8 protein-coding genes are annotated in these 12829 nt (G+C 72.7%); 7 read left to right on the top strand and 1 reads right to left on the bottom strand.

What is annotated here, in order from left to right:
* Positions 1-160: 160 nt before the first annotated feature.
* From ABFX81_RS04835 to ABFX81_RS04855, 5 genes are all read left to right on the top strand, one after another.
* Entirely contained in the window at positions 161-1468 is a 1308-nt protein-coding gene (locus ABFX81_RS04835) for a TIR-like protein FxsC (protein ID WP_346137658.1), read from the top strand.
* Positions 1458-5432 (top strand): FxSxx-COOH system tetratricopeptide repeat protein, encoded by a 3975-nt coding sequence (gene fxsT / locus ABFX81_RS04840; protein WP_346137659.1) that lies wholly within the window; start codon positions 1458-1460, stop codon positions 5430-5432. The genes ABFX81_RS04835 and fxsT overlap by 11 nt, the downstream gene beginning before the upstream one ends.
* An 88-nt stretch (positions 5433-5520) precedes the next feature.
* Positions 5521-6783 (top strand): FxsB family cyclophane-forming radical SAM/SPASM peptide maturase, encoded by a 1263-nt coding sequence (locus ABFX81_RS04845; RefSeq protein WP_086855354.1) that lies wholly within the window; start codon positions 5521-5523, stop codon positions 6781-6783.
* Entirely contained in the window at positions 6780-8687 is a 1908-nt protein-coding gene (locus ABFX81_RS04850) for an AAC(3) family N-acetyltransferase (protein ID WP_086855353.1), read from the top strand. The genes ABFX81_RS04845 and ABFX81_RS04850 overlap by 4 nt, the downstream gene beginning before the upstream one ends.
* Before the next feature lie 95 nt (positions 8688-8782).
* Positions 8783-9691: a DUF4231 domain-containing protein gene (locus ABFX81_RS04855; protein ID WP_086855352.1), complete on the top strand. Its 909-nt coding sequence runs from the start codon at positions 8783-8785 to the stop codon at positions 9689-9691.
* Between the two features lie 27 nt (positions 9692-9718).
* On the opposite strand, the gene ABFX81_RS04860 is transcribed toward ABFX81_RS04855, so the two are convergent.
* Complete coding sequence (locus tag ABFX81_RS04860) at positions 9719-10204, bottom strand: hypothetical protein (protein WP_086855351.1); 486 nt, start codon at positions 10202-10204, stop codon at positions 9719-9721.
* 219 nt (positions 10205-10423) lie between these two features.
* Here ABFX81_RS04860 and ABFX81_RS04865 point away from each other — a divergent pair, with 219 nt between their 5' ends.
* Together ABFX81_RS04865 and ABFX81_RS04870 are read left to right on the top strand one after the other, a co-directional pair.
* A complete protein-coding gene (locus ABFX81_RS04865) occupies positions 10424-11569 on the top strand; it encodes a CaiB/BaiF CoA transferase family protein (RefSeq protein WP_346137661.1) in 1146 nt (381 codons plus the stop codon).
* Between the two features lie 11 nt (positions 11570-11580).
* Positions 11581-12795, top strand: a complete 1215-nt coding sequence (locus ABFX81_RS04870) for an acetyl-CoA C-acetyltransferase (RefSeq protein ID WP_346137662.1) — start codon at positions 11581-11583, stop codon at positions 12793-12795.
* Positions 12796-12829: the final 34 nt, after the last annotated feature.

Below are 12829 nucleotides of genomic sequence, written 5' to 3' on the forward strand. Positions count from 1 at the left end.
TGGCTCGTCCGACATCCCCGCCCGTTCTGTCGACGTCTTCCGGCCAACCGCGATCGCTTCCCCCGCGAGGACTGAGCCCCCGGCCGCCGGGGTATGACGTCCACGCACGTATGCCCGGCTCCCGGCCCGACACACCGGCTGCCGAATGCGGCTGCGGGGGGTGCCTTTGGAACGAGAGCCGTACTTCTTCCTGAGCTATGCGCGCCGGGACGACCGCAAGGACGCGTTCGTGGGGCGGTTCTACGAGGACCTGGTGGCGGAGCTGGACCGTCTGGGCGCGGACTGCGGTGGGCAGATGCCGTTCCGGGACGTGGAGCGGATCGGTCTGGGCGCCGACTGGGAGAGGACGCTCGGCCGGGCGGTCGGGAACTGCCGCGCGATGGTGGCGCTGTGCTCGCCCGCCTATGTGAGCAGCCTCTACTGCGGCAAGGAGTGGGCGGCCTTCCAGGCCAGGCTGGTGCGGTACCGCGAGCACACGGACATCGACGTGCCGGCGCTCATACCGGTCCTGTGGACGCCGACACGCGGAGCGCTGCCGCCGGAGATCACGCGGTACCAGTACTACGAGCCGGCGATGGGCGAGGAATACGTCGAGCGCGGGCTGATGAGCCTGTTACGCGCCTCGCCCACGGGAGGTGCCTACCGCACCGTGCTGGAACTCGTCGCCCGGCGGGTGCACTACGCCGCCGACCTGTTCCGGCTCCCGAGGGCCGAGGGCCTCGACCTCCGAACCGTGCCCAGCCCCTTCCAGGGCATCGAGCCGGCGGAGCCCGCCGAGCGCACCACAGGGCACGTCCGGGTGTTCATAGCCGCCGGCGTCACCGGCCGGCTCCCCCGGGGCCGGCAGTGCCGTGAGTACTACGGCCCCTCACCGCTCGACTGGACGCCGTACCACCCTCCCGTCCACCCCACCGTCGCGCACCGCGCCCAGCGCGTGATCATCGAAGAGGGATGCACCACCAGCCTGGAGGTCGTCGACCAGAGCCTCGGCAGCAAGCTCGACGAGGCGATGCGCGACAACCAGACCAGCGTGCTGCTGGTCGACGCGTGGGCCGCGCGCGAGGGGCCCTACCGCAACCCGCTGTCCGACTACGACGGGCAGAACCATCCGGTCACCGGAGTGCTCGTGCCCTGCCACGACACCGACGGCGAGTCCGGTGACGAGAAACTGTGGACGGACCTCCAGCAGGTCTTCCGGCGCAACTGGATGCGGCGCAACGATCCCTACGACCCGCTCTTCCAGGTCCGGGTGGGCAAGGACCAGTTCGAGGAACGGCTCGCCCGGATGGTCGTGGTCGCCCAGAACCGGCTGATGGAGAACGCCGTCCCGCGCCGGCTGCCCGCAGGGCCGCCGGCACCGCCCCTGCCGGGCCTGACCGTCCCGGCGCCACCCCCACCCAGGACCGGCGACCAGGCCGAGCCACCCGGTCCTTTGCCCCCGCAGAAGGATCAGGACGATGACCACTGAGACCGAGGCTCAGGGCACCGGCAGGATAGTCACCTTCTACTCGTACAAGGGCGGTACCGGGCGCACGATGGCCCTGGTCAACGTCGGCTGGATCATGGCCAGCAACGGGAAACGGGTCCTGCTGGTCGACTGGGACCTGGAGGCGCCGGGTCTGCACCGGTACCTGCGCCCGTTCCTCGTCGACCCCAAACTGCGCGACACCGAAGGCCTGATCAACATGATGAGCGCCTTCGTCGGGCAGGTGATGCGTCCTCCGGAGCAGCCGGAGCCCGGCGCCGGGACCACCGTCATGAGCGACGAGGAACTGCGCTCCCACGCCCGGCTCGGCCCCTACACCACCGGCCTGGACCTGAGGCTGCCCTCCGGCGGCCGGCTCGACTTCCTGCCCGCGGGACGCATGTCCGCCTCCTACTCCGCGGACGTCACCAGCTTCAACTGGCGTGCCTTCTACGAGCGCCTGGGCGGCGGCGCCTTCCTTCAGGCGCTTCGCGAGGAGATGAAGGCCTCCTACGACTACGTCCTCATCGACAGCCGCACGGGCGTGAGCGACATCTCGGGCATCTGCACCACCCTCATGCCGGACGTCCTCGTGGACGGGTTCGTGCTCAACCACCAGAGCATCGAGGGCGGCCTCGACGTCGCCCGGTCGGTGGCCTCCGGGGCGCAGCACCCGGTCCGGATCCTGCCCGTCCCCATGCGCGTCGAGGACGGTGAGCAGGAACTGCTCGAATGGGGCCGTGACCTGGCCCGCGCGCGGTTCGGGCCGTTCCTGTCCTGGCTGGACGAGCGCAGGCACGAGCAGTACTGGGGCGAGGTCGAGATCCCGTACAAGAAGTACTACGCCTACGCGGAGATCCCGGCCACCGTCCGGGACCGGCCCGCCCAGCCGGGCAACCTGCTGGCGGCGTTCGAACGGCTCACCGCCTGGATCAGCGAGGGCCGGATCCGCTCACTCGTCCCGCAGCACGAGGACGCCCGGCAGCAGATGCGCACCGCGTACCTCGATCCGCGCACCTCGTGGCCACGCGTCCACGTCAGCTACGCCCCCGCCGACCGCATGTGGGCGGAGTGGGCGGCCGCCCACCTGGAGGCCGCCGGATACCAGGTGTCGATGTACAGCACCGCCGAACCCGGCGGCGGTGCACTGCCCGAGGTCACCGCCGTCCTGAAGGGCCGGGGCAGGCTGCTCGCCCTGGTGTCGCCCGAGTACACGGCACAGCGGCGCGCCGGGCAGATCTGGACCCAGCTGGGCACCCAGGAGAGTTCCGACGGCTCCGCGCTGCTGGCCGTGCGTGTCCAGGAGGTCGACTGCTCGGCCGGGGCCCCCTTCGGCGACCGGTTCGCCGCCGACCTGACCCACAGCACGGCCGAGGAGGCGGAGGGGCAGTTACTCGCGGCCGTCGGCCCGGTCAGGAGAATGCGGACCACGGACGGGGGACCACCCGCCCAGGGCAGGGCGGCACCGCCGTTCCCCGGGACATCGCCCGCGGTGCAGCGGGTCCCCTCCCGGAACGTCTCCTTCACCGGCCGCGGCGTGGTCCTGGAGAAGCTGCGCAACGGTTTCACCTCCGGCACCACCACCCAGGTCGTCTACGGTCTCGGCGGCATGGGCAAGACCCAGATCGCCCAGGAGTACGCCCACCGGTTCAAGGCCGCCTACGACGTGGTCTGGTGGGTGACCGCCGCGCAGCCCGGCCTGATCAGGCCGGCGCTCGCCGACCTCGCGCCCCGACTGGGGCTGGAGGTGAGCCAGGACGTGGCGAGCACGGCCGAATCGGTCCTGCGGGCGCTGCGCCGCGGGGAGCCGTTCGACCGCTGGCTGCTGGTGTACGACAACGCCGGGCGGCCCGAGCAACTGGCGGAGTTCATCCCCAGCGGGCCGCCCGGCGGCCACGTCCTGCTCACCTCCCGCGACCGCACCTGGGTCAACGACGCCGGCCTGGTCGAGGTCGAGGTGTTCCGGCGCCACGAGAGCACCGACCTGTTGCACCGGCTCAACGCGGGCCTCTCCCACGCCGACGCCGAACAGGTCGCCAAGGAACTCGGCGACCTGCCGCTGGCCGTCGCCCAGGCGGCCGTCTGGCTCAGCGAGAGCAGCATGCCGGTGGCCACCTACCTGGGCATGCTCGAGGACCGCCTCACCCAGGTCCTGCAGAACACCCAGCTGCCGGAACGGGACTACCCCCACTCGGCCGCCGCGACCTGGCGCCTGGCCGTGGACGAACTGCGCCGCGTCAACCTCGCGGCCGCCGAGATGCTGGAGATCTGCTCCTTCTTCGGCCCCGACCCGATCCCGCTGCGGCTGCTGTACAGCAAGGCCGTCACGAAGGCGCTGCCGCTCCCGGAGGGCGAGCCGCGCGACGACATGGCCATCGCCCAGCTGGTGCGCGCCATCAACCGGTTCGGCCTCGCCAAGAGCGACCAGAGCAGCGCGACTCTCACGGTCCACCGGCTGGTGCAGGCCGTCATCCGCGACCAGGTCGACCAAGAGCGCACACCGCGCGTCCGCGGGGTCGTGCACGCCGCGCTGGTGGACGCCAACCCCGGCGACCCGGACGTCCCGGGCGACTGGGACCGTTACGGTGAGCTGCTGCCCCACCTGTGGCCCTGCCGCGCGGGCGAGAGCCCGGACCCCGAGGTCCGCAAGTGGGTCACCGACTCGGTGCGCTACCTGTGGAAGCGCAGCCTGCACGCCGACGCCCGCGACCTCGCCGAACGCACGCTGGCCCGGTGGGAGGCGCGCGGCATCGGCCACCCCGACGACCCGCAGACCCTGATGCTCCGTGTCCAGCTGGGCAACATCCTGCGCTCCAAGGGCAGACTCACGGAGGCCTACGACATCGACCGGGACACCTTCGAACGGTTCCGCCGCACCAAGGGCCCGGAGTACGCGCACACCCTCGCCGCCGCCGGGAACGTCGCCGCCGACCTGCGCGCGCTGGGGCGCTACCGGGAGGCGCGGGAACTCGACCGCCAGACCCTCGACGGGGCGTTGCGGGTGCTGGGCGACGATCACCCGCGCACGCTGATGTACACCAACAACCTCGGCATGTCCGAGTACCTGGCCGGCGATCGCCGGGCCGCCCTGAAGTTCCACGAGCGCGCCTCCAAACAGCAGATCGAGGCACGCGGGCGGGACAACTTCTACTCCCTGCTGTTCGCCAGCAACTACGCCCGTGACCTGCGCGAGACGGGCAGCCTGAAAGAGGCCCTGGAACTGCTGCGGACCACCGTCCAGCTGTACGAGCAGACCCTGGGCGACCGCCACACGGACACGCTGCGCACCCGCCGGAACCTCGCGGTCGCGCTGCGCCGGGCGGGGGAGTACGAGCAGGCCAGGAAGATCAACGAGGACATCCACACCCGCTATGTCGAGGCGCACGGACCCGAGCACGCCGACACCCTGGCCGCGGCCTGCGGCCTGGCCTGCGACCTGGCGGCGATGGGCGAGTCCGAGCGGGCGCGGCAACTGGCCGAGCGGGCGATGGACCGGTACAGCACCTACCTGGGCTCGGAGCACCCCGTCACCCTCGCCTGCGCCAACAACCTCTCGGTGTACCGGCGGCTGACGGGGAGTTTGGACGAGGCGCGCGAGCTGTCGTCCATCGCGTTGCACCAGCTGTCCCGGATCCTCGGCGAGAGCCACCCGTACAGCCTCAGCTGCATGACCAACCACGCCAACGACCTCGTGACGGCCGGTCAGGCCGAGGAGGCCGCCGAGTGGGACCGGCGGGCCCTGCGGTACTTCCTCGACATCCTGGGCGCCGACCACTACGACACCATCGGCGTCACGTCCAACCTGGCCCTCAGCCTGCGCGACACCGGCCACACGGAGGAGGCGGAGCGGCTGGCCGGCGAGGCGGCACGGCGGGCCAGGGAGACGCTGGGCGAGGGCCATCCGACGACCAGGAGGATCCTGGCCGGGAAGCGGCTCGACTCGGACATCGAACCGCCCACCACCTGAACGGTGTAACACCAAGGCTTCACGGCACCAGCGGCACCAACTGTCCCTATGATGGCTGTTTTCCTTCACCGCCGCACCAGAGCGATCGATGCCCATGTCCGCCATCCGTGCCCTGCCCGCCGCCCCGGACGACGGGCAGGAGCCCGTCCCCTTCCGGCAGTTCCTGCTGAAGGTTCACAGCAGATGCAACCTGGCCTGCACCTACTGCTACATGTACGAGGCCGCCGACCAGAGCTGGCGGCAAAGGCCCAGGAGCATGGCACCGGCGACCGTGCGCCGTACCGCCCGGCTGATCGCCGGGCACGCCAGGGAGCACGGACTCTCCGAGGTGCAGGTGGTGCTGCACGGCGGTGAGCCTCTCCTGGTGGGGGCGGAGCGGCTGGAGGCGCTGCTCGGCACGCTCACCGAGGCGCTGGAGGGGATCGCCGTGCCACGGTTCACCGTGCAGACCAACGGCATCCGGCTGGCCGAGGATCCGGGGCTGCTGCCCGTGCTCGACCGGTACGGCGTCCGGATCGGGGTGAGCCTGGACGGTACGGCCGCCGGGCACGACCGGCACCGGCGCCGGGCGGACGGGCGGGGCAGCCACGCCGCCACCGCACGGGCCCTGCACCTCCTCATGGATCCGGCGCACCGCCACCTCTACGCCGGGCTGTTGTGCGTGATCGACACCGGTGCCGATCCGCTGGAGACGTACGAGGCGCTGCTGGAGTTCGCCCCTCCCCGGCTCGACCTGTTACTGCCGCACGCGACCTGGCAGACCCCGCCGCCCGGCGTCCTTTGGCGGACGTCGCCGCCGACGGCACCTCCGCCGCCGGGCGGGGCCGAACGACCCGCCCCCTACGCCGAGTGGCTGCGCGCGGTCTTCGACCGCTGGTACGACGCCCCTCGCCGGGAGACCGGCATCCGGCTGTTCGAGGAGATCATGGTGCTGCTGCTCGGCGGCACCGCCCGCAGCGAGGTGGTGGGGCTGACGCCCGTCGACCTCGTCGTGGTCGAGGCCGACGGGGCCATCGAGCAGGCGGACTCCCTCAAGGTCAGCTACCCCGGGGCCCCGGCGACGGGGCTGCACGTGTTCCGGAACACGTTCGCCGACGCCGCCGCACACCCCGCCTTCCGCGCCCGGCAGCGCGGCGCAGCAGGCCTCGGCCCCGTCTGCCGCTCCTGCGTCCGCGCCTCCGTCTGCGGCGGCGGCCTCTACGCGCACCGCTACGACCCGTCCGCCGATCCCGTCTTCTCCGCGCCCTCCGCCTACTGCGACGACCTGGCGCACCTCATCGACCACATCGGCACCCGTCTGCGCCGGGACGTGACCGACCTGACGCTGCGGCACCGGGAGCCGGCCCGATGAGCGGGGTGACGCGTGACCGGCCGACGCAGGACTCGGCGGGACACGGCGGGGGCCGCGCCCCGCAGGACGGTTCGGCGTCCCCGGGCCTCGGACGGCACGTCATCGAGCCCGCCGTCTTCGCCGCACTCGCCCGGGCGCGCGGTGGTGCCGCGGGGGTGAGGCTGTTGCGTGCGGGACAGCTCAGCAAGCGGATGCTGATGGTGCGTGCCCTGCTGCGGTCGGCGGACGGGCGCGCGGAGGCGGGGGCGGCGGAGGCCGTCTACCGCGGGCTGGTGGAGCTGTCCCGGAGCGACCGTGCCCTGTGGCGGCGCGTCATGCTGCATCCGTACCTGGACGAGGGGCTGGCCCGGGCCATCACGGCGCTCGACCTGGGGGAGCCCGCCGACCTGCGCCGGCTGGAGCGGCTGACGTCCCACCCCGGCCCTGAGCCCTGGCACCGGCTGCGTGCCGAATGTGACGGACAGTTCCTGGAGTTGCGGCTCGCCGACCGTGGTCCCTTCCGCGACGTCCACGGCCACGCCCTGGCCCCGCCCCTCACGGCCGGGCAGACCCGGCGCTGGGAGGAGACCCTCCGCGCCGCCTGGGAGATCCTCGTCCGCCGGCATCCGTGGCATGCGGAAGCCCTCGCCTCCTGCCTGACCACCCTGGTTCCGCTGCTGCCCGACCCCGACGGGACGGTCGTGAGTTCGGCCGCCCGCAGGGCCTTCGGAGCCGTCGCCGCGTCTCTCCCGGAAGACCCGGCGCTGCTCGCGCTGGCCCTCGTCCACGAGTTCCTGCACGTCCAGCTGGGCGCCCTGCTGGACCTGCTGCCGCTGCACGGTCCCCGCACGGACGCCCGCTACCACGCCCCGTGGCGCCCCGATCCGCGTCCCGCCGGTGCCCTGCTCCAGGGCACGTACGCCCATCTCGGCGTGACCGACTTCTGGCGCGCCGAGCTGGCCGCCGGAACAGGTGGGGCGCGGGCCCGGCGTGAGTACCACACGTGGCGCGGCCACACCGACGCCGCCGCCGGAACGCTGCTGGAGAGCGGCGAACTCCTGCCCGCGGGCGAGCGGTTCGTCCGGGAGCTGCGCACCGCGGTACGGCGCGAGCCCGTGCTCCCGGGCAGGCTGCGAGGCCGGGCGGACCTGGTCGCCGATCTGCGCCGGCTGGGGCTGCGGGACGGCGACACCGTGCTCGTCCACGCCGCCCTGCATGCCGTGGGGCCCGTCTCGGGCGGTGTGCGGACCGTCGTGGACGCCCTGCTGGAGGTGCTCGGCCCTGCCGGGACGCTCGTGACCTACACCCAGACCCCCGACAACTCGGACCCCTCCCGCTGGCATCTCACCCGCGGCTACACGGTTCCCGAGGAGAACTGGGACCAGGAGCGGGCCCGGATGCCCGCGTTCGATCCGCACACCACACGCAGCTTCGGCGTCGGTGTCCTGCCCGAGGCCGTGCGCCTTCGGCCCGGCGCCCTGCGCAGTGCCCATCCGCAGAGCTCCTTCGCGGCGCTCGGCGCGCAGGCTGCGTACGTCACCTCGGACCACGCCCTCGACTGCCATCTGGGGGAGGACTCACCCCTGGCACGGCTGGAGAAACTCGGTGCGCGCGTGCTCCTGCTCGGTGTCGGCTACGCCGCGTGCACCGCCTTCCACCTGGCCGAGTACCGTATCCCGGGCCGTCCTCGGCGGACGTACTCCTGTGTCGTGGCCGCACCGCCCCCGCACGGTCGGCGCTGGCACGAGTACCGCGACGTCGCTCTCGACTCCGGCCCGTTCGCCGAGCTGGGAGCGGCGTACGAGGGCACCGGGGCGGTGCGGCGAGGCCGGATCGGCAGTGCCGACTGCCGGCTGCTCGATCTCGGCGCGGCCGTCGACCACGCGGTGCGGTGGCTGACGCGGGGGCCCGAAGTCCGGACGTGAAGGCATGCGGGGCCGGTCTGGTGTTCGTGTGCCCGGGGCGAGAGCATGGCCTGTCCGCTCCGCACGGCCGACTCCTGTGTCAGCGCGAGGTCCATATGGCGACGCCCGGCCCGAGCACCACGGTGAGTGACGAAGACCTGCCGCCCCTGTTCCAGCGCTGTGACCGGCGTGCGCTGGCCCATCAGGGCGAGTCGTTCCGTGTGGTCCGCACCCAGCTGATCGTCCTGCTGTCCGCCACGACGGCGGCCTCCCTGGCCGAACGCCTGGACAGCCGTGCCCTGATGGTGCTGGCCGCCGTGCTCTACGGGCTGACGGTCGGCATCGGCATCCACGCCTCCCGCCGCAGGGCCCGCGCGCATTGGCAGGCACACCGCGCCGCCGCCGAGGTCGTCAAGTCGCTGGCCTGGCAGTACATGGCGCACGGCGGTCCCTTCCATTCCCAGGTCAAGGACCCGGACGCGCTGTTCGCCGAGCGCCTGGAGGACCGGCTGAGAGAACTGCGGAAGGTGGGATGGGAGGACGCGCGGGAGGGCACCGCCGGGTTCGGCGCCGGTCTCGTCACCCCGGCCATGCGGGCGGTTCGCGTCAAGCCGTTCACGGTCCGGCGGGACGTCTATCTCCGCGACCGCGTGCTGGAGCAGCTCACCTGGTACCGCAACCGCGCCGGACGGGCGCGCCGCGCCTCCCTGTACTGGTCGGGGGTGACGACCGCGCTGACTCTCACCGCCCTGCTGGCCGCCGTGCTCAGGGCGTTCGGGATGTTCGGCCGCTGGGACCTGACCGGCCTGCTGAGCGCCGCCGCCGCGGCAGCGGTGGCCTGGCAGGAGGTCCGCCGGCACCGCCCGCTGACCTACGCCCACAGCCTCGTCGAACAGGACCTGGAGACCCTGCGCGTCGCCATGGCCACCACCGTCACCGAGGAGCGGTGGGCCGACGCGGTCGCGGAAGCGGAACGGCTGGTGTCGCCCCAGCACACCGACTGGCTCGTCCGGTTCGGCACCTGAACGGAGGGCCGGCTGGCGGGACCGGGCCTAACGCCGCGCCCCGGGGCTCCACAGCACCCGCACCGGAACCCCGGTGCGCCGCGCGTAGTCCACGACGTCCCCGGTGCCGCCCAGCCCGCGGGCGGGGGCCCCGTCCCAGACGGCGATCATGCGGTCGGCGTGGTCGACGATGTACCGGCCGGCCGCGTAGTACGCCTCCTCGTGGGTGTGTTCGTACGGCAGGTCCACGCGTTCGGCGCAGAACTCCAGGAGCCGTCGGTACGAGGCCCGCACCCCGTCGCCGCCGAGATGGGCCTCGTAGTCCATGCCGGGGACCACGGCCGTCACCGGCACGCCGCGCGCCAGGGCGATGTGCGCGAAGAGCTGATCGGCACCGGCGGCGAGGCAGCTCAGCGCCTCGACCGGGGCGTTGTCCCCCAGTTCCGCGCGGATGCCCGCGGCGACGGCCGGCAGGACGGCGTCCGGGATCACACGGTGCCCGGTGACGCCGATCCGTGTCGGTGACCGTGTCACCCGTCCACCTCCGAGGCCACGAAAGTCGTCCCCTCACCCTAGCGTCGGGAGACTTGACCGGAAATGCCGCAAACCCGCCGCCGAGCCCGTGCCCTCGCGCCGGCGCCGAACTCTCGCCAGAATGGGCTAAGCGCTTGCTCGCCCAGGGCTTGTGCCGAGTGGAACCCGTTCTTAGCATCACTGGTGTTACATCAGTTGTGTCACAGCACTGGGGGCTGGATGACCACGGCAAGGACGCCCGGACACGGCCCGCTCACCGGCGTGCGCGTCGTCGAGCTGGCCGGCATCGGGCCCGGTCCGTTCGCCGCCATGCTCCTGGCCGACCTCGGCGCCGACGTCGTGCGCGTGGACCGCCCGGGCGGTCCCGGCCTCGCGATCGACCCGGCGTACGACGTCACCAACCGCAACAAGCGCTCGGTGGTCGTCGACCTGAAGGCACCGGACGGCCCGGACCGGGTGCTCGACCTCGCCGCCCGCGCCGACGTCCTGGTGGAGGGGTACCGCCCCGGCGTCGCCGAGCGCCTCGGCGTCGGCCCCGATCCCTGCCACGTCCGCAACCCGGCCCTCGTCTACGGCCGGATGACCGGCTGGGGCCAGGACGGCCCGCTCGCCGCCCGCGCCGGGCACGACATCGCGTACATCGCCCCCACCGGCACCCTCGGCATGATCGGCCGCCCGGACGAGCCGCCGGCGGTCCCGGCCAACCTGCTCGGCGACTATGCGGGCGGTTCCCTCTACCTCGTCGTCGGCGTCCTCGCCGCCCTGCACCACGCGCGCGCGACCGGCACCGGCCAGGTCGTCGACGCGGCCATCGTCGACGGCGTCTCCCACCTGGCCACGATGATCCACGGCATGCTCGCCGCCGGCGGCTGGCAGGACCGCCGCGGCGCCAACCTCCTGGACGGCGGGTGCCCGTACTACGGGACGTACGAGACGGCCGACGGCCGGTACATGGCCGTGGGCGCCCTGGAGCCGCAGTTCTACGAGGAGTTCCTCGCTCTCCTCGGCATCGAGGACCAGGCCGCGGCCCGCAAGGACGTCACCCGCTGGGGCGAACTGCGTGAACAGGTCGCCGCCCGCTTCAAGACCCGTACCAGGGACGAGTGGACGGCCCTCTTCGACGGCACCGACGCGTGCGTGGCGCCCGTGCTGTCGCTGCGCGAGGCCCCGCGCCACCCGCACCTGGCCGCCCGCGGCACCTTCACCGACCACGGCGGCATCACCCAACCCGCCCCGGCCCCCCGCTTCTCCACGACCCCGACCTCCGTCCGCACCGGCCCGGCCCGGCCGGGCGCCGACACGGCCGACGTCGCCCGGGACTGGGACGTCCCCGGGCTTCTGCCGTCGTCCCGCAACCCTCAGTGAAAGGCCTCCTCGTGAGCACCGAAGCGTATGTGTACGACGCGATCCGCACCCCGCGCGGGCGCGGCAAGGCAGGCGGCGCCCTGCACGGCACCAAGCCCATCGACCTGGTCGTCGGACTCATCCACGAGATCCGCGCCCGCTTCCCGGAGCTGGACCCGGCCGCCGTCGACGACATCGTCCTCGGCGTCGTCGGCCCCGTCGGCGACCAGGGCTCGGACATCGCCCGGATCGCCGCCATCGCCGCGGGCCTGCCCGACACCGTCGCGGGCGTGCAGGAGAACCGCTTCTGTGCCTCGGGTCTGGAGGCCGTCAACCTGGCCGCCGCCAAGGTGCGTTCCGGCTGGGAGGACCTCGTCCTCGCGGGCGGCGTGGAGTCCATGTCCCGGGTGCCGATGGCCTCCGACGGCGGCGCCTGGTTCAACGACCCGATGACCAACCTCCAGGTCAACTTCGTGCCGCAGGGCATCGGCGCCGACCTGATCGCCACCATCGAGGGCTTCTCCCGGCGCGACGTCGACGAGTACGCGGCCCTCTCCCAGGAGCGGGCGGCCACCGCCTGGAAGGAGGGCCGCTTCGACAAGTCCGTCGTCCCGGTGAAGGACCGCAGCGGCCTCGTCGTCCTCGACCACGACGAGCACATGCGCCCCGGCACCACCGCCGACTCCCTCGCGAAGCTGAAGCCGTCCTTCGCGGACATCGGCGAACTCGGCGGCTTCGACGCGGTCGCGCTCCAGCAGTACCACTGGGTGGAGAAGATCGACCACGTCCACCACGCGGGCAACTCCTCCGGCATCGTCGACGGCGCCTCGCTCGTCGCGATCGGCTCCAGGGAGGTCGGCGAGCGCTACGGCCTCACGCCCCGCGCGCGGATCGTCTCCGCCGCCGTGTCCGGCTCCGAGCCCACCATCATGCTCACCGGGCCCGCCCCCGCCACCCGCAAGGCCCTCGCCAAGGCCGGACTGACCATCGACGACATCGACCTCGTCGAGATCAACGAGGCGTTCGCGGCGGTCGTGCTGCGCTTCGTGAAGGACATGGGCCTGTCCCTGGACCAGGTCAATGTCAACGGCGGCGCCATCGCGCTCGGCCACCCCCTCGGCGCGACCGGCGCGATGATCCTCGGCACGCTCGTCGACGAACTGGAGCGCCAGGACAAGCGCTACGGCCTCGCCACGCTGTGCGTCGGCGGCGGCATGGGCGTCGCCACGATCGTCGAGCGCATCTGACCCCCTCCCGACGGATCACACGGAGCACCTCCAC

The organism is Streptomyces coeruleofuscus, assembly GCF_039532725.1.
Classification (GTDB): Bacteria; Actinomycetota; Actinomycetes; order Streptomycetales; family Streptomycetaceae; genus Streptomyces; species Streptomyces coeruleofuscus.

Coding starts and splice junctions, on each gene's coding strand:
- ABFX81_RS04845 (WP_086855354.1), top strand. CDS start 5,521: ATGCCCATGTCCGCCATCCGTGCCCTGCCCGCCGCCCCGGACGACGGG.
- ABFX81_RS04850 (WP_086855353.1), top strand. CDS start 6,780: ATGAGCGGGGTGACGCGTGACCGGCCGACGCAGGACTCGGCGGGACAC.
- fxsT (WP_346137659.1), top strand. CDS start 1,458: ATGACCACTGAGACCGAGGCTCAGGGCACCGGCAGGATAGTCACCTTC.
- ABFX81_RS04855 (WP_086855352.1), top strand. CDS start 8,783: ATGGCGACGCCCGGCCCGAGCACCACGGTGAGTGACGAAGACCTGCCG.
- ABFX81_RS04865 (WP_346137661.1), top strand. CDS start 10,424: ATGACCACGGCAAGGACGCCCGGACACGGCCCGCTCACCGGCGTGCGC.